Here is a 20,823-nt window from a genome sequence, read left to right on the forward strand (position 1 = left end):
GAGGACTAGCGCAACGTCTGTACTGCGTGCACCAAAGTGATGGGATGGCCAGCCTTCCGCCTGCCCGCCGTCGCCGCTTGCGCACCTGGGCCCCGACCCCGCACAGCACCAACGACGAAGGACGTCTACGCGCTGTCAGCAGCGACGGCAATGATCCTGGGCTGCGCGACCTGGCCAGCAACGACTACCTCAATCTGGCGCGCCATCCCGCACTCCTGGAGGCTGCCGGGGCGGCCATGCACGAGCAGGGAGTGGGATCCGGTGGTTCTCGCCTTGTGAGCGGAAGTCGTCCCGTGCACCAGCAATTAGAGGCCGACCTCAGCACTTGGCTGGGATGGCAGCGGGTGTTGCTCTTCCCTAGCGGGTTTCAGGCCAATCTCGCGGCGGTGTCCGCCCTCGCCGATCGCCACACCACGGTGCTGGCCGACCGCTTGATCCACCACTCCCTGCTGGTGGGGGTGCAAGCCAGCGGTGCGCGCCTCAAGCGCTTCGCCCATAACGATCTCAACCATCTGGAGCGGCATTTGCAGCAGGTGCGGACGAACCGCCCCAACCAACCGCTCCTGGTGCTGAGCGAAAGCCTGTTCAGCATGGAAGGCACCAGCCCCGACCTCGCCGGTCTGTCTGCCCTCTGCAGCCGCTTCCACGCCCAGCTGCTGATTGATGAAGCCCACGCCCTCGGGGTGCTCGGCCCTGGCGGACGAGGCCTAACGGCAGCGCTCGCACAGCCCGAGGCCAACGCCGGCGCCGGGGTAACGATGGTGAGTGGCACCTTTGGCAAAGCCTTCGGCAGTGGTGGAGCCTTCCTAGCCTGCGACGAAGCACTGGGCGAGAGGCTGCTGCAAACCAGCGGCGCGTTCCGCTACACCACCGCCCTGGCCCCACCCCTCGCCGCTGCAGCCTTGGCAGCCTTGGCACTGATCAGGAGCCAGCCGCACTGGGGGCAAGAGCTGGTCGCCAAGGCCGAGCACTGGCGGGATGCTATTGCCGCGGCCGGTTGGCCCCGGCCCGGAGGGAAAGGGCCGATTCTTCCCCTTCTGGTGGGAGACGACCAGGCAGCGCTGGATCTGCAACAACAGCTGGAGGCAGACGGTGTGCTGAGCATTGCCATTCGCCCACCCACCGTGCCGGAGGGCTCAGCCCGCTTGCGCCTAGTGCTGCACCGACAGCAGAGCGATGACACATTGGCGCTACTGCTGCGCCGCCTGAAGGCAACACGACACCCTTGATCCAGCACCCATGAAGCAGGTGATCGCGATGCATGGTTGGAGCGGCGACAGCCGCTCCTGGGGGCCCTGGGGACGCCACTTCCAAAACCATGGTTGGATCTGGCAAAGCGGTGAACGGGGCTATGGATCACTGGAGCCACGCCAACTGCACTGGCAGAAGGACCCCGACCCTGCAGCACGTCGACGTCGCGTCGTGATCGCCCACTCCTTAGGGGCCCATCTGCTCGCATCGCCCCTGCTTGCCGAGGCCACCGACGTGGTGCTGCTGGCGAGCTTCAGTCGTTTTGTGCCTCAGGGCAGGGCCGGACGAGCGCTGCAAACCGGCCTCCAAGGCATGGAACGCTGCATCGGAACCTCCAGGGAAAGCGCCATGTTGCAGACCTTTCTCGAACGAGCTGCAGCGCCCACACCCAACAGCGCTCTGCCATCAAGCCCCGTCAACGAAGGCCTGAGCGAGACAGGCCGCCAACGCCTGCAGAACGACCTCCAGCTGCTGATGGCCACCACCGCCCTTCCCGACGGTTTTCCTGCGCGGGCCCGGGTGCTGGTGGTGAACGCGGAGGCTGACGCCATCGTGGTGGCGGAAGCACGCCAGCAGCTCCAGCGTGACCTGGACACCCACCTCGAGGTCCCCGCAGACCTCTGGGTGCTGAGCGGCTGCGGCCATGCCCTCTTGGCACCAGACCTGCTGATGCGGGTGCGCCACTGGCTGGATGGCGAGGATGCTTCTACCCAATCACTCAGCCAATGACCTCCGCCCCCCCTGGCGCGGCCCCACTGCAGCTGGTGGTCTGCGGCACCGACACCGATGTGGGCAAGACCGTCGTCAGCGCGCTGCTGGTGCAGGGCCTGCAGGCCAAGTACTGGAAACCAGTGCAAAGTGGACTGGAGCAAGGAGGCGATCGACAGTGGCTGACCCAATTGCTCCAACTTCCCAAACAACGCTGGATTCCTGAGGCCTATGCGTTTCAGGCACCGGTCTCACCCCACTGGGCTGCCGAGCAGGAAAACTGCTGCATCGACCCAGACCAGTTGAGCCTGCCCTCAACGACAGAGCCGTTGGTGGTTGAAACAGCTGGCGGCGTGATGGTGCCCCTGAGCCGCAACTGGCTACAGATCGAGCAGCTGGAACGCTGGCAGCTGCCGATCGTGCTGGTTGGCCGAAGCGGCCTTGGCACGCTCAATCACACCCTGTTGAGCCTCGAAGCCCTACACCGCCGCGGCCTGACCGTGCTGGGACTCGTCCTCAACGGACCCGCCCATGCCGACAACCCCCGCACCCTCGAACAACTGGGGGGTGTTCCCGTGCTGGCGCAACTACCTCCGCTGAATCCCCTCACCGCCGAAAGCCTTGATCAACAGTGGCGGCAGCAGCAACTCGGCCCTAAGTTCGAAGCACTGCATTCCAGCCGGTCCACCTGCCCATGAGCCGCCGTCAGACCTGGGCCACCCTCGCCGTCGTCCTTCTTTGTGGTGGCATCTTGGTGCTGTTCACCGACGTGGAAGTGAACCTGGTGCGCTGGTTCAACTGTGGTCCCCTGTCCACCAGCGGCGAACAACGCAGCGACGTGTGCCGCTGATCTCAACCAAGAGGACGGGAGCGCAGCGGACACAATCCCGTCGAAAGAGATACCTGACGGGCCGCCATGGTCAGAGGCCATCCCTGACGAAGCTGATCGTGAATCAGCTCGATCTGGGTGGGTGACCAACCCCGGGCTTCCAGCCGGATGCGAATCGCCGACCAGCCGCCTTCGGCGAACATCTCCATCCCGTGGGTCAGCGCCGTACCAGCGGCAAGAGAGTGATACGGGCTGCGCTGCGCGGGCGAGCAAAAACGGTTCGACCGTCGGGTCTCTGGATGTGCTCTGGCCACCGGATCCACCGCAACGACATTGTCATGATGGCAACGCTTCAAGGCCCCGCCCGCATCGCCGCTTCGATATCCAGACGAGACAGGCCGTAGGGGAAGCTGCGCTGAGAGGTCGCTCCATCCTGGAGCCAGATCACCTGAAGGTCCTCCTGATCCAGTCGGATCTGGGCTGACCAGAGCGGTTGTGACCACTGCCAGAGGCAGGCATCCTGGTCACTGCGCACGGCGCCGAGATCGGCCAGCCAGGTCTCAAGGGCCCGCAACGAATGCTGGTTCAGGGGCGTCTGGGCGGGCGGCAGGGGGCTCATCGCTGCGGGCGCGGTTCAGAGGCTGAGGAGAAGTCTGCTCCGCCACCATCCAACTGGGCTGCACCTGAAGTTCCAAGCCCCGGGCCCAGGCACCACCGAGCCCCAGCAGGAGACAAAACGCCAGGGCCAGCACCAAGAGCACCAAAGCCCACCACTCGCCGCCGGATAAGGGGCGACGTTCACCCACGTGCCCCCAGCCATCGGAATGACGCTGAGCAACCGGCGAAGGGGTTGGGACAGGTGAAACCTGATCCGCTGCAGCCAACCCTGCGTCATAGGCAGCCCTCTGGCGTGGATCCTGCAGCAGGTCATACGCCTCACGCAGCTTCTGGAACTGCCGAGCCGCCTCGGCTGCAGGCAATGCAGTGGTGTCGGGATGAAGGGCTTTGCTGCGACGACGAAAGGCTTGACGCAGCGTCAACGCATCGGCCTCTGGGGCCACACCAAGACGTTCGTAGTGGCTCTGTGCGCTGCTCAAACGTCGAAGGGCCAGGCCCGCTTGGATCCGGTGGGCGAGGCGTCATCCTAGGAAGAACTGAGCTGCCGGCTGCCATGCCGACCCCGCCCACCTACAGCGTTCCAGGTCCGGCCCTCTGGGAGGCCCTGGGCTGGACGCCGTCTGCGGAGCAGCGACATCAGTTCGAAGCACTGCAGCAGGAACTGCTGCGCTGGAACGCACGCGTCAATCTCACCCGACTGCTGGAACGGGAGGACTTCTGGATCGCACAGATCCTCGACAGCCTCTGGCCCCTGCAGGACGAATTGCGAACCCCGAACGCACCGCGACGATGCATTGATGTGGGCACCGGTGGCGGTTTCCCGGGTCTGGCCGTCGCCATCGCCTTGCCGGGAGCCCAGCTCACGCTGGTCGATTCAGTCGGGCGCAAAACCGCAGCCGTGCTGGCGATGGCCGAGGCCATCGGCCTCAAGGAACGGGTCCGCATCCGCACCGAACGGGTGGAACTCACCGGCCGTGACCGCGGCTGTCGGGGCCAGTTCGATCTCGCCATGGCACGGGCTGTTGCCGCCGCTCCCGTGGTGGCCGAATACCTGGTCCCCCTGCTGCAACCCCAGGGTGAGGCGCTTCTGTATCGGGGCCGCTGGGATCAAACCGACCAACGCGAGCTCGAGCAGGCCTTGCTGGCACTCAAAGCCAGAATTCGATTCCAGGAAGGACGCGAACTCCCCGCCGGAAAAGGGATGCGCCATCAGTTCCGGTTGCAGCCCACAGCTCCCTGCCCCAAGGCCTACCCACGGGCCATTGGCCTGCCGGCGAAACTGCCACTGGGTTCAACACCTAGTTAGACCGTTTGTGATCGTTGATCAGGTGCTCGACAGCCGTTTCTGCGTCGCGCCTCCCACCCGCTTGCGCAAGCCCCGCAAAAGCTCAGGGATCTGATCACTCCAAGGACTCTCGCCCAGCACGGTCTGCAGATTCGCCTCGCTGACCGCATGGTCGAGGGCATCGGCATTCGCACCCGGGAACCAATGGGACCCCTGACCCAGCAACCCATAACGGGCACGGGCATATCCCTCTAAGCCCCAGGCCTCCACCAGACCATGCAGCCACAGCAGCACCGGTAAATTGATCTGCCCGGGTGTTTGATCCCAGTCGGGAAGCCCCTGACGCCAGGTGTCACACCAGGCCTCCCCCAGAGACGAACGCGCCGCAGCCTCCAGCCGCGCTGCAATCGGTGCAATCAGCTCCTGTGCATGCTCCAGATGGGTGAGCGCATCCAGATGAAGGTCAAGATCGCCCGGACGGGCGGCACCAACGCTGATGGTGTGGACGCGGGGATCACTGAGACAGAACAGATCGTTGAAGACGATCGGATGCAGGGGCTTGCACAGCTCGGACAATCGAGCCGAAGGCGTGTGCAGGTGCCCGCCTTTATCAGTGGGACTAATGATGAACACGCCCATGTCGTGACGGGTTGCCGCCGTCAGAGCAGGGTCGTTGTCTTGACGGATGAAGTACCAATGCAGGTTGACGAAATCGAAGGCATCGGTGGCAATCGCCGCAAGGATGAGCTCCGTGGGGCCATGGGTGGAAAAGCCGACATGGCCGATACGGCCCTGCTGCTGCCAGCGACGCACCACATCCAGACACCCGCCTGCCCGCACCGTCCAGTCAAGATGTTCAGGCAGGTTGATGCCATGAATCGCCAGCAGATCGAGCCTTAATCCGCCGAGGCGTTCCACGCTGAGCTCCAGTTCCTGCTCAAAGAGCGCGGGATCGTCCTTGGGCGGCACCTTGGTTTGCAAAATCCTTTGCGGATCAGGCACATCAGGCAAAGCCCAACCGATCTGACGCTCGGAACTGCCGTAGTGGCGAGCTGTTTCCAGATGATGGAAACCGCAGGACACAGCCCGCTTCAAGGTTTCAGCAACTGTCTGCTGAGAACTGGTGGTGATGTCTGCAGCGGGAAGATCGGTCCAGCTCTGCTGAAAACGCATGCCGCCCAGCGACAGCACCGGCATGGACAGCTCGGTGCGCCCGAAGCGACGGGTCGGCAAGGCCGAAGGCATGGATAAAGACGACATCACGGTCGACTTCGCGGGAGCTGACGGCGGGGACGCGCTGGTGAAGGGAGGCCCAATGGCAACAGCTCCATGCCTTCCAGGCGCACCCTCAAGCCCTCGAGCTCTTCGAAATCGACCCAGTGGATGCAGTCCACGGGACAGGTATCAATGGCCTCCTGAATGCAGGCACTGCTATCTCCGTCTTGGCGGAGTGCGCGCGATCGGCCCAGTGTGGGCTCGATCGCGAAAGTGTTGCAGGCCACGTGGGCGCAATAGCGGCATCCAATACAGACCGCTTCATCGACCCAAACAGCTTTTTCGCGCAACTCACCACCAAGCACAGGCTCATGGCCTGTGCGCTGGTCAGCCGCCTCAGGTGATGCCTGGTACGCCGCCGAAGGATCGAATGAGAGCGACACGCTACGAACGCTCGTTGATCAGGCGTCCCAGCGGGTCACGACCAGCTCAATCGAACCGTCTTGACAGTTGCGCTGCTCAGCGACTTCAAACCCTTCCTGAGCACTGGCCGCGAGAACGGTGTTGAAGGCATAGCGCTGCGTGAGCTTGGAGAGAAAGCGCTCAATCGGCACCTGCTGCTTCCAGAGGTCCAGATCGGTCACCAGCTCGTAAGCACCAGATTCGGCATTCCAGCGGAATCCGAGATCACCACCCTGGTCCATGGTCACAGCCAACTCGGCTTCAACCGTCTGACCGCGATAACCCCGCACCTGACGCGCGCCCTCCTCAGGGGAGTAACCCAGATCACGCAGAGCAGCAACCAAAGGCTCCCGTTGGCGCAACTCGGTTTTGACAGTGCTGAAGTGGGACATCAGTGTTGTTCAACGGACAAGGGCTGGGACTGTTCAGTCCGCGTGCTGTAGGCCTCAGATGTGGCCTCTCTCCGTTCGACGGAACCCAGAGTGGTCTCCAGTCGTTCAGTGAGACCCAGACACGCATCTCCTTCAATGCCTTCGACCCGTTCCTCGACGCGGCCGTCAGGAAGGATCCGGAAGCGGAGTGTGCGTTGGGGCATGCACCTCAACCAGGAATGGAGAAATGCTAAGCAACCCAGGGCGTCAGTGACGGCCAGCTGTTACAGCACACCAACAGAAGAGGGGCCGGAGCGAAGGGCAGAGATCAGCCCAGCAATCCCTCATCCACAAGGGTCTGAACCCGCTCGAGCAATTCAGGGTTCTCAAGCTGCTCAAGAGCGGTGCGCGCCTCGTCCCGCACTGAAGGCTCCTGATCGTGCACCAGCGCATTGACAAAGGCTTCCACCACCTCATCACGACGAGGATCCACCAATTGGTCGATCAGCCGACCCAGAGACCAAATGCAGTTGCTGCGCACCACCGGTTCGCTGTCGATCGCGAGACTCGTGAGGAGCTGACCAGCCGCCAGATCAGCTTTGGCGGGCGACGTGACACCCGCTTCAGCCAGAGACACAGAAGCCCAAAGCCGAACAGCAGCGATATCGGCCTGCAGAGCCCGCACCAGCGGGGTCAAGACAGGTCCGTCAGCGTGATTCCCCAAGCTCCAGGCCACTGCCTTGCGCACATAGCCATTGGCATCGAGTTGAAGCAATTTGAGCAGTGGCTCAACAGCAGCGGGCGATGGATTCCGACCCAGTGCATAAACAGCACTCATCCGAACGATCGGACAGGTCTCCTGGAGCAAGGGCAGCAACAGCGGAACTGCACGCGGGTCACGATGCTCACAAAAAACCCTCAAACCCTGAAGCCTGTGCTCAGGCCCACTCTTCAACCATTCGAGACCGGCATCACAATCCCGTGCTGCCTGGAGCGTCTCATCAGCGTTTTCATCGCATGAGATCTCGTCGAGCGGGTCAACAAGTTGTTCTGCCTCCAGCTCTTTTTCAAGCACATCAGGATCGATGGCCAAGTTGGCCAACTCCTGGTCGCTTAGCTGGTTCTCGTGATCGCTCATGGTGCTGATCGTAGAGGGAGTGGCATCAACGGGATCAGCCGACGGGAGCAGGAGCCAACATGTCGCCCGGAAGCCAGATCCGGGCACTGACCGCCACCAGCGCCAGGGCAAACAACAGCACGATCAGTGCCGGCAGAAGGGTGGAACGGAAGAACTGCACGTCAACAATGCTTTGGCAACCATTGTGAAGCCTGCTGCTCCGGCCAGTCTGCTCAGTTGGATCCAAAACGAAGGCCATAGGAGCGCAGCAGGGGTAACCCGCAGAGCACCGCCACCACCAGACCAAGCCAACCGATCCGCGATTGATGCAGAAGGAAGGCACCCGATCCCAGCAGACCCCCGAACAGCACCGCACTGCTGAGCAGAAAGCGACGGATCAATTCACTGAGTGGATCCACCATCTCAACCCCGAAGCGCTCACGCCAACGACGCCAACCAGGGCCTGGCGGCTGCACCTGACGCACAAACGTCTCCATCACCGCTTCCGATTCCGGCGGCGTGATCAGCATGACCACAATCCAAACCACGGCCGTGATGCCCGTGGTGACCATCAAACGCATGCCGTAGTCAGGAATCACCAACAACGGCACCACGGAGGTACAAAGGCCAACCACAAAACCACAGACCATGGCCGTCAGTTCGGCGGCTGCATTGATGCGCCACCAGAACCAACGCAACACGAGCACCACCCCGGGACCCGTACCAATGGCAATCACCAGACGGAACACCGTGCCGATGCTGTCACTGATCAATGCCGTGATCACCCCCAATACCAGCAGGAGAACACTGGTGAGCTGACCGACCAGCAGCAGCTCGGTCTGGCTGGCCTTGGGTCGCAGAAAACGCTGATACAAGTCATGGGTGAGGTAACTGGCTCCCCAGTTCACTGCCGTACTCACAGTGCTCATGAAGGCCGCCACCAGCGACACCACCACCAGGCCCAGCACCACCGGCGGCAGATAGTTCACGGCCAGGGTGGGATAACTGAGTTCCCAATCACCCTGGGCCGGTAGCAACACCAAAGCCGCAAGAGCCACCAAGACCCACAGCCAGCTGCGCAAGAGGTAGTTGACACCCAAAAACACCCAGCCAGCCAGCTGAGCTTGCCGCTCATCCCGCGTGGCCAGCATGCGCTGAATGAACTCACCACCCCCGTCGCTGCGGCGAAAGCTCCACCACTGCACGCTGAGGTAAGCCAGGAATGTGGCAGCACTGATCCCAGCTCCGCCGATCCACTCGAAACCACTGTCATTCCAGTGCCAAGGCACCAGAGCCAAGAGCTCCGGCCGGCCCAGATCCTCAAGCTGATTGAGCATGGCGTTCATGCCACCGGCGGCATGAACGGCAGCCCAGGCCACTGCAATTGCCCCCAGCAGCGCCAGTACCAACTGCACAAAATCGGTGACCACAACCGCCCAGAGGCCACCCGCCACGGTGTAGATCAACACGAGCAAAGCCACCACTGCCAACAGAGCCACCGTGTCGGGCAAGCCAGCCAACGAGGCCATGGGCTGATTCGACACGATGCCCAGGGCTTCCACCACCTTGCGCATGGCCAGAAAGGCATAACCAATGCCAATGCAGTTCACCGGCAGGGCCAGCAAAAAGGCCTTGATCCCCCGCAGCCAGGCCGCCGGTGCACCGCCGTAGCGCAGTTCCGTGAAGGCCGCGTCGGTCATCACGCCACTGCGACGCCAGAGGGGTGCAAACACCACCGCCATCGCCACGTGGGCAAGGCCAAAACTCCACCATTCCCAGTTACCGGCAAGACCGCGGGTCCCCACCAGCCCGGCCACGTACAACGGCGTATCGATCGAGAAGGTGGTGGCCGCCATCGAGGCACCGGCCAGCCATCCGCTGAGGCTGCGCCCGGCGACGAAGTAATCGTCTTCGCTGCGGTTCCGACGTGCCAACCACAACCCCAACACCAGCGTGCCGGCCATGTAGAGCACAAGAATCAGCCAATCAACGCCGGTCATGGCCCATCGCAGATGGGCGCAGTCTCCCTTAGTTCAACCGTTATGGCTTGTTTTGTCGCCTCAATTGACCGCAGGCGGCGTTCTGGTCGAGGCCGCGACTGGCACGCAGGCTGACCGCGACGCCACGCCGTTCCAGAACCCGACGGAAACCAGCAATGCGCTCCGCGGATGGGCGCTGGAATTCCTCTTCTTCAATCGGGTTGTAGGCAATCAAATTCACATGACTCTGGAAGCCGCCAACCCGATCGGCCAGCTCTTCGGCATGGGCGGGATGGTCATTGAGTCCACCCAGAAGGATGTATTCGAAACTGACCCGCCGCCCCGTGATGGCGAGATAGTGGCGGCAGTCGTCGAGCAATGCCTCGAAGGGATAGGCATGCGCTGTGGGGATCAGTTCTTCGCGCAGCTGCTGATTGGGGGCATGCAGGCTGACCGCCAGGGTGAACTGGGCACGACCCAGGCGTTCCATCGCCAGTTCGGCCAGTTTGGGCAGGGTGCGCGGGACACCAACGGTGCTGACTGTGATCCGGCGCTGACCAATGCCGAGATCATCGTTGAAGCAGCGAATCGCCTCGAGCACAGCATCAATGTTGAGCAGCGGCTCACCCATGCCCATGAACACCACGTGGGACGGACGGCGATCCATCACTTCACGAATGCTGAGCACCTGGTCAACGATTTCGTGCGTCGCCAGCGAGCGCTGAAGCCCCCCTTTCCCGGTCGCGCAGAAGCGGCAGGCCATCGGGCAACCCACCTGGCTTGAAACACAGACCGTCAGGCGCTGATCCGTTGGGATGCCAACGGTTTCGATGGTCTCGGCATCCTCGGTGCCGAGCAACAGCTTGGTGGTGGCATCACTGGCGACCGACCGCAATTGCTCTTGCAGCCGTCCAACCACAACGCCCTGCTCTTGCAGGGCCGCGCGCCAAACCTTCGGCAACACGGTGATGCCATTGAGATCCCGAGCACCCTTGGCGTACAACCAGTCGTGGAGCTGACGCCCACGAAAGGATGACTGGCCCTGGGCAACGGCCCATTGCTCGAGATCGGCGGCGCTGCGCCCGAGCAGAGCAATGCTCACCAGGAGATCACACCGTGGCCAAGTTTGAACTCGAGCACCAACAGGGCAATGAACCCGAGCATGGCGACACGACCGTTCAGGCGCTCGGTGTGGGTGTGGAACCCATACCGAGGGAGCTTGCGCTTGGGAATCAAGGTGGGCTCAAGCATGGGCGGGACCCGGTAAACAACACAGTCTGGAGTGGCCGAAGCCACTCCCTTGAATCGTGAGCCGAGGCTCACTCATCGCTTAGCAGGCCTTCTTCCTGCAGCCCTTCCACAGCCTCGGCATCCAGCACCTGCTCTTCCTTCAACTCGTTGTCGGCGTCAGGGCGAGTAAAGGCAGCAAAGGTGCTCTTGTCTTCGATGCCATGACGGGAGCGGGTGGCTTCCAGATCGGCATCACTGGGATCATCGAGCACCGCGGCAGCCTGGGTGGCCTCAGCGGCCGGCATGTCAACGGTGTAGTCGGGGCGGAGGTTCTGCATCCGGCGATAACCGGCGGGATCCTCCGAAAGGATGTCGGGATGGGGACCCGCCTCAGCCCGCAGTTCCTCTTCGAAACCACTGAAACCGGTACCGGCAGGGATCAGGCGACCGATGATCACGTTCTCCTTGAGCCCGCGCAGCCAGTCGCTCTTGCCCTCGATGGCAGCTTCGGTGAGCACGCGGGTGGTCTCCTGGAAGGAGGCAGCAGAGATGAAGCTGTCGGTGTTGAGGGACGCCTTGGTGATACCCAGCAGCACCGGAGTGAACTCAGCGGGAGCTCCACCGGTGATCGACATCGCCTGGTTGGTGTCTTCCACCTGACGCAGCTCGATCAACTCTCCAGGCAGCAGGGTGGTGTCACCGGCGTCTTCGACCCGCACCTTGCTGGTCATCTGTCGCACGATCACCTCGATGTGCTTGTCGTCGATCGACACGCCCTGAGACTTGTAGACGTTCTGCACCTCATTCACCAAGCGGTGCTGCAGGTTGGCGATCGCCTCCTGGGCCGCATCCATCAGAGGCTTGCGGGAGCGGAGGTCTTCGAAGAAGCACTCGAGCAGCTCGTGGGGATTAATCGGACCATCAGTCAGCAGCTCACCGGCCCGGACTTGCTGACCATCGCTGACCATCACGTTCCGCCCCAGAAGAATCGGGTATTCACCGATGGCATCGTCGGCCTCAATCACAGTGACGACGGTGTTTTCGTCGTCCTCACCCTGCTTGATCTCAACAGTGCCGGGCTTTTTGCAAAGAATCGCAGATTCCCGGGGGCGACGGGCTTCCAGCAGTTCCTCAATACGGGGCAGACCCTGAACGATGTCACCGGTTTTCTGGCGTTCGAACACCAGCAACGCCAAGCCGTCACCGCGCTGAACGAGATCACCGTCACGCACGTGCAGAAGCGACTCGGGGGAGATCATGTAGGGACGACCAAGACGCATGGTGACTGAATTGCTGTCGACCTTTTCGATCTCACCGCAACAGCCGGCGGGCTGACCAGCACACAGCTCGTCACCATCAACAACCCGTTGACCAACGGTCACGCTGGGCGTGCCACTGGTGGAAATCGTGGTGGTGTCTTCGTCACGCTCCACGATCAGACGGCGCACGGGTTCGTCGTCGAGCTCCTCAGGCATCTGAGCGACGCCTTCCTGCTTGCAGAGAATCTGAGTGGTCGCCACCACATCGGCAGCCTTGATCGACTGACCGTCTTCCACCTGGAGTTCGGTGTGGGTGGAACCATGGCTGGAATCAGACATGGTGTCGCGACGCACCAGGATGCTCTCAAGAATCACCAGCTGCAGGCGCTCGATGGTCTTGGCGCGCTTGTCGGGGACGCGTTCCACATCCACCGTCATTTGAGGGGTGGTGTCGAAAGTCTCAAGGCTGAGCTGAGTCTTGAGCAGCTCGACACCTTCAACCGACTTCACCAGCTCGTTGTCTTTGAACGCCAGACGCTGGGTGGCCTTCAGACCCAGGTGGGGACCATTGGGCTGTTTGACATGGCCGAGTTCAGGAAGCTGGGCTTCGTTGGGGATGGTGTACTCCTCAACGGGACGCAGCAGAAGACCTTTGCCTTCAGGGGTTTCCACGGTCTGAACGAAGACCATGGCATCGCTCTTGATGCCTTTGGCAATCGCCTCACCAGGATTGACCATGACGCCGTCGCCTTCGAAGCGCTCGAGAGCTTTCTTCTCCGTGCAGAGATGGAAGCTGCCACTGCGCACGATGATCTCGCGCAGGATGTCGTTCTTCTGGGTGACGGTGACGATGCCGGCGGTCTGACTGAAGATGTCCTTGACGACCTCAGTGCCGGCTTCGATCCACTGGCCGTCCTCGATCATCAACAGGGAGATGTCCTTGTTGATCTCGTGGGTTTCCTGGGGGATCCAAAGCATGGTTCCGCCCTTGTTGACCTCGTAGCCGTTCTTGGCGGAACGGGCCTTCTTGATCGCCAGGCCGGTGGCAAAACGCACCAGACCACCGGTCTGGGTACGGAAGCGATCATCCGCCAGCTCAGCCACCACTTCACCAGAGCCGATCTTGCTGCCGGGGATGGTGTTGAGGCGGTAACGCGTGCCGTCCTTGGCCTCAAGGTTCCAGATTTCACCTGCGTGGGTGGACTCACCGAGCAATTTGAAATCCTTGAGGGTCATCGCCGTGGTGACGATCTGAACCTCGCGCGAATCGCCGAGTGAATCGCGCAGACGGACATCGCCGCCATACTCACTCGACTGGCTGGCTTCAGCCAGCACCTGACCCTCAGACACCGAGGCGCCCGGCTTCACCACAGGCTTAGCGTTGGGGGGCAGGTTGTAGACATCACCGGCCAGCACCCACATCCGACCCAGACGGGAGGCCTTGCGGGTGATATTGCCCTGACGGTCGGTGACCTCTCGGGGCTGGATGACCTGCTCATAGCGCACCTGACCGGCCAGATCGCAGATCACATCTTTAGTGGCCTTCTCAACGCTCTTCTTGACAGCGCCGGCGGAGATCTGGGCAACGGTCACGTCTGCGTCGATCTGCTGACCGTTGTCGACAAACAACAGAGATCCGTTGGTGATCTCGATCTTTTGAGCCTTGCCCTTTCCAGATGGCTTGATGGTGAGGGTGAAATCAACCTCAGCCTGCTCAGCGTTCACACCGTGGGGGGTGCGGTAGGGGCGCACGCGGGCTTTTGAACCGAACTCAACGGTGCCTTCAACCTTGGAGCGCACCACACCAGTTTCGGCTGTGGACACACCGCCGGTGTGGAAGGTCCGCATGGTGAGCTGCGTTCCAGGCTCACCGATCGACTGGGCCGCAATGATGCCGACGGCTTCACCCAGGTCGACCAGTTCGTTGTGGGCCAGAGCCCAGCCGTAGCACTTGCGGCAGACCGAACGGTTGGCTTCGCAGGTCAGCGGAGAGCGAACCATCACAGCAGGTACACCGGCCTTTTCAAAACGCTGCGACAAAGGGGGGTCGATTTCCGTGTTGCGTTCAGCCAGCACCTCGCCGTCACTGTTGACCACCTGATCAGCCGTGAGACGACCCACCAAACGGCTTCCGTACTTGCCGTCCTCGGCTTTCACCATGATCGAACGGGTGGTGCCGCAATCGTCTTCACGCACGATCACGTCCTGGGCCACGTCCACCAGACGGCGCGTCAGGTAGCCAGAGTCTGCGGTCCGCAGCGCGGTGTCCACCAGGCCCTTGCGAGCGCCGTAGGAGGAGATCACATATTCAGTGACCGTCAGACCCTCACGGAAATTGGTACGGATCGGAAGGTCAATAATTTCACCCTGGGGGTTGGCCATCAGGCCACGCATGCCCACCAGCTGACGCACCTGCGACATGTTTCCGCGGGCGCCGGAGTTGGCCATCATCCAGACCGAGTTCAGCGGGTCGTTCTGGTTGAAGTTCTTCTTGACCGCATCCACGAGACGCTCATTGGTCTCGGTCCAGGTGTCGATCACCTTGGTGTGACGCTCCACCTCGGTGATTTCACCGAGGCGATAGGACTCTTCCGTGGCGGTGATCAGCTCTTCCGCCTGCCCCAGCAGATCCTGCTTGGCTTCGGGCACCTTGAGGTCATCCACAGAGATGGAGACCGCGGCCTGAGTGGCGTATTTGAAGCCGAGATCCTTGAGTTGATCCGCCATCGACGACGTGGCCGCGGTGCCGTGATGCTTATAGGCCCAAGCCACCAGATTTTTGAGGCCCTTCTTGTCGACCACCCGGTTGCGGAACGGAGGTGGTGTTTTGGCTAACGCCTTGCTGGCGGCAGCAGCCTCAGCCGCTTTCGCGGCTTTGGACGCCTTGGAGCCCTTGGAGCCTTTGGAGGATTTACGGGATTTGGAAGGAGTGGAGGTCATGGCAGCGATCAGTCGGTCAATACGGGGTGGGGAAGGGAATCAATCAGGCGTCAGGTGGCTGCCACCGCATCGATGATCGTGTGATTCATCACCACGCGGCCCACTGTTGTGAGGATGTAGCGACTGATCAGGGCACCGTCTTCGTCAAAGCGATCACGGCGGTAGGTCCACTGCTCCATGCGAGTGCCGTCGCTGAGGGTCTCGGCCTTGATCGGCTCGTCACGATCGTCGTCGTCGTCCACTTCACCGTTGAAGCGCACCCAGACCCACTCGTGCAGACCGACGCGGTTGTCGGCGTGGGCATGAATCACATCCTCCAGTCCGGAGAAGGTGCGGCCACGATCACCGAACTCCACAGTTTTGGCGTCGGGCTGCAGTGCCGTCAGGTAATAGGCACCAAGCACCATGTCCTGAGACGGGGTGATGATCGGCTCGCCCGTGGCAGGCGAAAGAATGTTGTTGCTGGCCAGCATCAACATGCGGGCTTCGGTCTGGGCCTCGATCGCCAGCGGCACATGGACAGCCATCTGGTCACCGTCAAAGTCAGCGTTGAAGGCTGGGCAGACCAGAGGGTGCAGCTGAATGGCACGGCCATCAACCAGCTTGGGCTCGAAAGCCTGAATACCCAGGCGGTGCAGTGTCGGAGCACGGTTGAGCAGGATCGGGTGACCATCGATCACTTCCTGCAGCACCTGCATCACTTCATCATCGGCCCGCTGAATCAGCTTCTTGGCGGCCTTGATGTTGTTGACGATGTTCTGACGGATCAGGCGATGGATGACGAACGGCTGGAACAGCTCGATCGCCATCTCCTTGGGAAGACCGCACTGATGCATCTTCAGCTTCGGACCCACCACGATCACGGAACGACCGGAGTAGTCGACACGCTTACCGAGCAGGTTCTGACGGAAGCGGCCTTGCTTGCCCTCGATGATGTCGCTGAGCGACTTGAGCGGACGGTTGTTGGCACCGACGACGGTGCGGCCGCGACGACCGTTGTCGATCAGGGCATCGACGGCTTCCTGCAGCATCCGCTTCTCATTGCGGACGATGATTTCAGGAGCAAGAATTTCCTGCAGACGGGCCAACCGGTTATTCCGGTTGATCACACGGCGGTAGAGGTCGTTGAGGTCGGAGGTTGCGAAACGACCACCGTCGAGCTGCACCATCGGGCGCAGATCGGGCGGAATCACCGGGATCACATCCAGCACCATCCACTCGGGACGGGCATTGGTCGCGATGAAGTTATCGATCACGCGCAAGCGCTTGATCAACTTGGCGCGCTTCTGACCCTTACTGCCGGCAATCTCTTCGCGCAGCTGCTCAGCCACCTCTTCCAGATTGAGATCTTCAAGCAGTTGCTTGAGAGCCTCCGCACCGATGCCCACCACGGGCTCGTTCTCGATCTCGGAATCTTCGGCGTAGATCTCGTCTTCGATCTCCAGCCACTCGTCTTCGGTGAGCAGCTGCTTGTACTTCAGGTCTTTGTGATCACCGGGATCAAGAACCGTGTAGCAGTTGAAGTAGACGATCTGCTCCACATCCCGCAGGGGCATGTCGAGCAGGATGGCCACATAGCTGGGGATGCCCTTCAGGTACCAAACGTGGGACACCGGGGCTGCCAGCTTGATGAAGCCCATGCGGTGACGGCGCACCCGGCTCTCCGTGACCTCCACGCCGCAGCGCTCACAGACGATGCCGCGGTGGCGAACCCGCTTGTACTTACCGCAGTGGCATTCCCAGTCCTTGGAAGGACCAAAGATCTTTTCGCAGAACAGCCCGTCCATTTCGGGCTTGAGCGTGCGGTAGTTGATCGTCTCGGGCTTGGTGACCTCACCCACCACCTGGCCATTGGGGAGGGTGCGCTGACCCCACTCCATCACCCGATCGGGTGATGCAAGCGTGATCTTGACGTAGTCGAAGTGGTTTTCGGTGCGGAGGTTGCTGTTGGTCATTGACGGTTAGGGAAGGAAGAGAGGGTTATTCGGTTCGTTCGTTGATCCGTCAGTCCTCGTCGTAATCCGCGACGCCGAGGGATTCGTACGTGGGCCTGCTGGGCGTGCTCCGGCGGGGGTTCACGTCTTGCATCAGGTCCACTTCCTTTCCTTCATCAGTGAACACGGCGATGTCCAGACCCAGGGACTGGAGTTCGCGCATCAACACCTTGAAGGACTCGGGGGTGCCAGGCCGGGGGATCGGCTTGCCCTTGACGATGGCGTTGAGTGCTTCGTTGCGGCCCTGCATGTCGTCGGACTTGACCGTGAGCAGTTCCTGCAGGGTGTAAGCGGCGCCGTAGGCCTCGAGAGCCCACACTTCCATCTCACCCAGACGCTGACCACCCTGTTGGGCCTTACCGCCGAGGGGCTGTTGGGTCACCAGGGAGTAAGGACCAGTGGAACGGGCGTGAATCTTGTCGTCCACCAGGTGGACCAGCTTGAGGAAGTGGGAGTAGCCCACAGCCACGGGCTGATCGAAAGGCTCACCGGTCCGGCCATCGGTCAGCAACAACTTGCCGGGGGAGTCTGGGTTGTAGATCCAATCCTTGCCGGGCTGGCTAGCGGCTTCCTTGAGGAAAGCCTCCACGGTTTGCTGCGATTTCTCAGCGCCGTACATCTCATCGAAGGGCACGACCTTGACGCGGCAGTCGAGGTTGGACGCAGCCCAACCCATCAGCAGCTCGAAAACCTGTCCGACATTCATCCGGCTCGGCACACCGAGGGGATTGAGACAGATATCGACCGGAGTGCCGTCGGGCAGGTAGGGCATGTCCTCCCGGGGAAGGATGCGGCTGATGATGCCCTTGTTGCCGTGGCGGCCGGCCATCTTGTCGCCCACCTGAATCTTGCGGCGTTGCGCCACGTAGACGCGCACCACCATGTTGGCGCCCGGCGGCAGCTCATCACCCTGCTCACGGGTGTAGATGCGCACATCCACAACCCGTCCGCGCTCAGTGCTGGGAACGCGCAGCGAGTTGTCGCGCACATCGCGAGCTTTCTCACCGAAAATCGCGCGCAGCAGCTTCTCTTCGGGGGGCTGATCGGATTCGCCCTTCGGGGTCACCTTGCCCACAAGGATGTCACCGCTTTCCACGAAAGCACCGATGCGGATGATGCCCATCTCATCGAGGTTCCCGAGGCTTTCCTCAGCAACGTTGGGGATCTCGCGGGTGATTTCTTCAGGGCCGAGCTTGGTCTGACGGGCTTCGATCTCGTACTTCTCGATGTGCACCGAGGTGTACAGGTCGTCGTTGACCAGGCGCTCGCTCACGAGGATGGCGTCCTCGTAGTTGTAACCCTCCCAAGGCATATAGGCGATCAGCACGTTCTGACCGAGAGCGATTTCACCGCCCTCGCAGGCAGAACCATCGGCCAGCACCTGGCCGACAATCACCGGATCGCCCTGACGCACGATCGGACGCTGGTTCAGGCAGGTGTCCTGGTTAGAACGCTGATACTTCTGCAGGAAGTGGGTGTGATCCACGCCCTCTTCGTCCCGCACCACGATTGCCGTGGCATCCACGAACGTGACGGTGCCATTGACCCGGGAGATGGGCACCATGCCGGAGTCACGAGCCACCTGAGTCTCCAGACCGGTGCCCACCAGGGGACGCTCGGGACGCAGCAGAGGAACGGCCTGACGCTGCATGTTCGAACCCATCAGGGCACGGTTGGCGTCGTCGTGCTCGAGGAAAGGAATCAGCGACGTGGCGACAGAGATCACCTGGACCGGCGAAAGCTGCACGTAGTCGACCTGCTCCGGGGGCACCTTCTCGAAGTCCTGGCGGTAACGCACAGGAATGAGGTCCGCGAGGATCCGGCCATCGGCATCGGTTGCCACGTCACCGGGGGCAACACGGCACTCGTCTTCCAGGTCAGCAGACAAATAGAGGGGGTCGCCTTGCTTGAGCACCACACCGTTCTCCACCTTCCAGAAGGGGGTCTCGATGAAGCCGTACTCATTCACCCGAGCGTGGGTGGCCAGGGAGTTGATCAGACCTGCGTTAGGGCCTTCGGGCGTCTCGATCGGGCAGAGACGACCGTAGTGAGAAGGGTGAATGTCGCGCACGGCGAAGCCGGCACGCTCCCTGGTCAGGCCTCCGGGGCCAAGAGCGGAGATCCGGCGCTTGTGGGTGAGCTCGGCCAGAGGGTTGGTCTGATCCATGAACTGGCTCAGCTGGCTGGAGCCGAAGAACTCCTTGATGGCCGCCACCAAGGGCTTGGGGTTCACCAGCTGGGCAGGCGTGAGGGAGTCGGTTTCACCGACGGTCATGCGCTCTTTGATGATCCGCTCAAGGCGGTTCAAGCCCACACGCACCTGGTTTTGCAGCAATTCGCCCACGGAGCGAACGCGGCGGTTCCCGAGGTGATCGATGTCATCGAGGCTGGCGCCACCGACATCCAGCTCGAGGTTGATGAGGTAATCCAACGTGGAGAGCACGTCCTCGTGGGTGAGGGTGCGCACCGAGTCAGGGATGGTGAGACGCAGCTTTTTATTGATCTTGTAGCGACCAACGCGACCGAGGTCGTAGCGCTTGGGATCAAAGAAGCGGGTCTGCAGCAGCTGCTGACCACCACTCACAGAGGGGGGCTCACCGGGACGCAGCTTCTTGTAGAGCTCCAGCAGAGCCTGATCTTCAGAGCTGATGCCCTCGTCGTTCGCGGCCTCGATCGACTTTTTGTAGTACTCCGGATGGCGGAGCTTGTCGATCACGTCGTTGTCCGATAGGCCCATGGCACGCATGAGCACGTGCGCATTGATCTTCCGGGTCTTATCGACCCGCACATGGAGAAGGTCGTTTTTATCGGTCTCGAATTTGAGCCAAGCACCCCGGTTGGGGATCACACTGGCGTTGTAGGTACGACGCCCGTTTTTGTCCATTTCATCCTTGAAATAGACGCCGGGGCTACGCACGATCTGGTTGACGATCACGCGCTCAGCACCGTTGATGATGAAGGTGCCGCGTTCGGTCATCAGGGGCAGTTCCCCGATGAACACTTCCTGCTCCTTAATTTCGCCCGTCTCTTTATTGACGAGACGGCAGGTCACATACATCTGAGACGCGAAGGTTGCGTCACGACGCTTCGCTTCTTCCACGTCGTGACGCGGACGCTTCAGCCGGTACTCGCTACCGACGAAATGCAGCTCAAGCTTGCCGGTGTAATCGGTAATCGGAGAGAAGCTCTCCAGCTCCTCGATCAGACCCTTGTCAAGAAACCACTTAAAGCTTGCCCGCTGCACCTCTACCAAATCGGGCAGGTAGGTGGCGGTCTTGGCGACCTGAATCGCGCTGCTGCTCATGCGGAGACCTGCAGATGAAAGTGGGGACAAAAGGCCTGAACGTCACGACGCAACGACCGCGAAACCAGCGAGGCCCAGCAGCGAAAGCCCTCCCCCTCGACGGAGAACGGCTGCCGCAGCTGGGCTTTCAGAGATCTCGGGACAGAACGGCAGACGTCGTCAATGCACCGGAAGGAAATGGACTCTTCTGGGAGCCGAGGCGCAGATCATGCACCTTGGCCAGGCCAATGAACCATCTTACACTTCAGGGTGTTGCATACC

Annotated in this window: 20 protein-coding genes; 5 read left to right on the forward strand and 15 right to left on the reverse strand. The window is 61.6% G+C overall.

Going from position 1 to position 20,823, the window contains the following annotated elements; translation table 11 throughout:
• The first annotated feature begins 44 nt into the window (after positions 1-44).
• From RS9916_RS08145 to RS9916_RS14915, 4 genes are read left to right on the forward strand one after another with little or no spacing between them, the layout of a single operon-like run.
• Complete coding sequence (locus RS9916_RS08145) at positions 45-1,229, forward strand: aminotransferase class I/II-fold pyridoxal phosphate-dependent enzyme (RefSeq protein WP_007098869.1); 1,185 nt, start codon at positions 45-47, stop codon at positions 1,227-1,229.
• Between the two features lie 10 nt (positions 1,230-1,239).
• The gene (locus RS9916_RS08150; protein WP_007098870.1) at positions 1,240-1,980 is read left to right on the forward strand and encodes an alpha/beta hydrolase; all 741 of its coding nucleotides are present in this window, start codon (positions 1,240-1,242) and stop codon (positions 1,978-1,980) included.
• A complete protein-coding gene (gene bioD, locus RS9916_RS08155; RefSeq protein ID WP_007098871.1) occupies positions 1,977-2,657 on the forward strand; it encodes a dethiobiotin synthase in 681 nt (226 codons plus the stop codon). The genes RS9916_RS08150 and bioD overlap by 4 nt, the downstream gene beginning before the upstream one ends.
• Positions 2,654-2,809, forward strand: a complete 156-nt coding sequence (locus RS9916_RS14915; protein WP_007098872.1) for a hypothetical protein — start codon at positions 2,654-2,656, stop codon at positions 2,807-2,809. The genes bioD and RS9916_RS14915 overlap by 4 nt, the downstream gene beginning before the upstream one ends.
• Positions 2,810-2,811: 2 nt before the next feature.
• Here the strand turns inward: RS9916_RS14915 and RS9916_RS15135 are convergent, their stop codons facing one another.
• The 3 genes from RS9916_RS15135 to RS9916_RS08170 all read right to left on the reverse strand — a co-directional run bounded on the left by RS9916_RS15135 (position 2,812) and on the right by RS9916_RS08170 (position 3,885).
• Complete coding sequence (locus RS9916_RS15135) at positions 2,812-2,997, reverse strand: hypothetical protein (RefSeq protein ID WP_050752259.1); 186 nt, start codon at positions 2,995-2,997, stop codon at positions 2,812-2,814.
• A 143-nt stretch (positions 2,998-3,140) separates the two neighbouring features.
• On the reverse strand, positions 3,141-3,362 hold the full coding sequence (locus RS9916_RS08165; protein ID WP_007098874.1) for a DUF3143 domain-containing protein: 222 nt from the start codon (positions 3,360-3,362) through the stop codon (positions 3,141-3,143).
• Positions 3,349-3,885, reverse strand: coding sequence for a J domain-containing protein (locus RS9916_RS08170; protein ID WP_007098875.1), 537 nt, complete (start codon positions 3,883-3,885; stop codon positions 3,349-3,351). Before RS9916_RS08170 ends, RS9916_RS08165 begins: the two co-directional genes overlap by 14 nt.
• A 74-nt stretch (positions 3,886-3,959) precedes the next feature.
• On the opposite strand from RS9916_RS08170, the gene rsmG reads away from it, so the two are divergent.
• On the forward strand, positions 3,960-4,712 hold the full coding sequence (gene rsmG / locus RS9916_RS08175) for a 16S rRNA (guanine(527)-N(7))-methyltransferase RsmG (RefSeq protein WP_007098876.1): 753 nt from the start codon (positions 3,960-3,962) through the stop codon (positions 4,710-4,712).
• A gap of 18 nt (positions 4,713-4,730) precedes the next feature.
• Here rsmG and RS9916_RS08180 read toward each other — a convergent pair whose 3' ends face one another.
• The 12 genes from RS9916_RS08180 to rpoB form a co-directional block, all read right to left on the reverse strand.
• Positions 4,731-5,936 carry an aldo/keto reductase gene (locus RS9916_RS08180; RefSeq protein WP_007098878.1) on the reverse strand — a complete coding sequence of 402 codons (1,206 nt, stop codon included), beginning with the start codon at positions 5,934-5,936 and terminating at the stop codon, positions 4,731-4,733.
• A 14-nt stretch (positions 5,937-5,950) separates the two neighbouring features.
• Positions 5,951-6,349, reverse strand: a complete 399-nt coding sequence (locus RS9916_RS08185; RefSeq protein ID WP_007098879.1) for a ferredoxin — start codon at positions 6,347-6,349, stop codon at positions 5,951-5,953.
• 18 nt (positions 6,350-6,367) lie between these two features.
• Positions 6,368-6,760 carry a DUF1257 domain-containing protein gene (locus RS9916_RS08190; protein WP_007098880.1) on the reverse strand — a complete coding sequence of 131 codons (393 nt, stop codon included), beginning with the start codon at positions 6,758-6,760 and terminating at the stop codon, positions 6,368-6,370.
• Positions 6,760-6,963 (reverse strand): DUF2997 domain-containing protein, encoded by a 204-nt coding sequence (locus RS9916_RS08195; RefSeq protein WP_007098881.1) that lies wholly within the window; start codon positions 6,961-6,963, stop codon positions 6,760-6,762. The genes RS9916_RS08190 and RS9916_RS08195 overlap by 1 nt, the downstream gene beginning before the upstream one ends.
• A 104-nt stretch (positions 6,964-7,067) precedes the next feature.
• Complete coding sequence (locus RS9916_RS08200; protein WP_007098882.1) at positions 7,068-7,877, reverse strand: HEAT repeat domain-containing protein; 810 nt, start codon at positions 7,875-7,877, stop codon at positions 7,068-7,070.
• A gap of 34 nt (positions 7,878-7,911) precedes the next feature.
• Positions 7,912-8,037 (reverse strand): hypothetical protein, encoded by a 126-nt coding sequence (locus RS9916_RS15300; RefSeq protein WP_255346329.1) that lies wholly within the window; start codon positions 8,035-8,037, stop codon positions 7,912-7,914.
• 52 nt (positions 8,038-8,089) lie between these two features.
• Positions 8,090-9,856, reverse strand: a complete 1,767-nt coding sequence (locus RS9916_RS08205) for a sodium:solute symporter family protein (RefSeq protein ID WP_007098884.1) — start codon at positions 9,854-9,856, stop codon at positions 8,090-8,092.
• Between the two features lie 40 nt (positions 9,857-9,896).
• On the reverse strand, positions 9,897-10,937 hold the full coding sequence (gene rlmN / locus RS9916_RS08210; protein ID WP_007098885.1) for a 23S rRNA (adenine(2503)-C(2))-methyltransferase RlmN: 1,041 nt from the start codon (positions 10,935-10,937) through the stop codon (positions 9,897-9,899).
• Entirely contained in the window at positions 10,934-11,086 is a 153-nt protein-coding gene (locus tag RS9916_RS08215) for a chlorophyll a/b-binding protein (RefSeq protein ID WP_007098886.1), read from the reverse strand. Before RS9916_RS08215 ends, rlmN begins: the two co-directional genes overlap by 4 nt.
• A gap of 68 nt (positions 11,087-11,154) precedes the next feature.
• Positions 11,155-15,264, reverse strand: a complete 4,110-nt coding sequence (locus tag RS9916_RS08220; RefSeq protein ID WP_007098887.1) for a DNA-directed RNA polymerase subunit beta' — start codon at positions 15,262-15,264, stop codon at positions 11,155-11,157.
• Between the two features lie 50 nt (positions 15,265-15,314).
• Positions 15,315-17,219 carry a DNA-directed RNA polymerase subunit gamma gene (locus RS9916_RS08225; protein ID WP_007098888.1) on the reverse strand — a complete coding sequence of 635 codons (1,905 nt, stop codon included), beginning with the start codon at positions 17,217-17,219 and terminating at the stop codon, positions 15,315-15,317.
• Between the two features lie 49 nt (positions 17,220-17,268).
• Positions 17,269-20,562 carry a DNA-directed RNA polymerase subunit beta gene (rpoB, locus tag RS9916_RS08230; protein ID WP_007098889.1) on the reverse strand — a complete coding sequence of 1,098 codons (3,294 nt, stop codon included), beginning with the start codon at positions 20,560-20,562 and terminating at the stop codon, positions 17,269-17,271.
• Positions 20,563-20,823: the final 261 nt, after the last annotated feature.

Origin of the sequence: Synechococcus sp. RS9916 (assembly GCF_000153825.1) — a bacterium.
In the GTDB taxonomy this organism is placed as follows: domain Bacteria; phylum Cyanobacteriota; class Cyanobacteriia; order PCC-6307; family Cyanobiaceae; genus Synechococcus_C.

Excerpts from the sequence above, each read along its gene's own strand:
- RS9916_RS08145 (WP_007098869.1), top strand. The coding sequence starts at position 45 with ATGGCCAGCCTTCCGCCTGCCCGCCGTCGCCGCTTGCGCACCTGGGCC.
- RS9916_RS08150 (WP_007098870.1), top strand. The coding sequence starts at position 1,240 with ATGAAGCAGGTGATCGCGATGCATGGTTGGAGCGGCGACAGCCGCTCC.
- bioD (WP_007098871.1), top strand. The coding sequence starts at position 1,977 with ATGACCTCCGCCCCCCCTGGCGCGGCCCCACTGCAGCTGGTGGTCTGC.
- RS9916_RS14915 (WP_007098872.1), top strand. The coding sequence starts at position 2,654 with ATGAGCCGCCGTCAGACCTGGGCCACCCTCGCCGTCGTCCTTCTTTGT.
- RS9916_RS15135 (WP_050752259.1), bottom strand. The coding sequence starts at position 2,997 with ATGGAGATGTTCGCCGAAGGCGGCTGGTCGGCGATTCGCATCCGGCTG.
- rsmG (WP_007098876.1), top strand. The coding sequence starts at position 3,960 with ATGCCGACCCCGCCCACCTACAGCGTTCCAGGTCCGGCCCTCTGGGAG.
- RS9916_RS08180 (WP_007098878.1), bottom strand. The coding sequence starts at position 5,936 with ATGCCTTCGGCCTTGCCGACCCGTCGCTTCGGGCGCACCGAGCTGTCC.
- RS9916_RS08190 (WP_007098880.1), bottom strand. The coding sequence starts at position 6,760 with ATGTCCCACTTCAGCACTGTCAAAACCGAGTTGCGCCAACGGGAGCCT.
- RS9916_RS08195 (WP_007098881.1), bottom strand. The coding sequence starts at position 6,963 with ATGCCCCAACGCACACTCCGCTTCCGGATCCTTCCTGACGGCCGCGTC.
- RS9916_RS08200 (WP_007098882.1), bottom strand. The coding sequence starts at position 7,877 with ATGAGCGATCACGAGAACCAGCTAAGCGACCAGGAGTTGGCCAACTTG.
- RS9916_RS08205 (WP_007098884.1), bottom strand. The coding sequence starts at position 9,856 with ATGACCGGCGTTGATTGGCTGATTCTTGTGCTCTACATGGCCGGCACG.
- RS9916_RS08215 (WP_007098886.1), bottom strand. The coding sequence starts at position 11,086 with ATGCTTGAGCCCACCTTGATTCCCAAGCGCAAGCTCCCTCGGTATGGG.
- RS9916_RS08220 (WP_007098887.1), bottom strand. The coding sequence starts at position 15,264 with ATGACCTCCACTCCTTCCAAATCCCGTAAATCCTCCAAAGGCTCCAAG.
- RS9916_RS08225 (WP_007098888.1), bottom strand. The coding sequence starts at position 17,219 with ATGACCAACAGCAACCTCCGCACCGAAAACCACTTCGACTACGTCAAG.
- rpoB (WP_007098889.1), bottom strand. The coding sequence starts at position 20,562 with ATGAGCAGCAGCGCGATTCAGGTCGCCAAGACCGCCACCTACCTGCCC.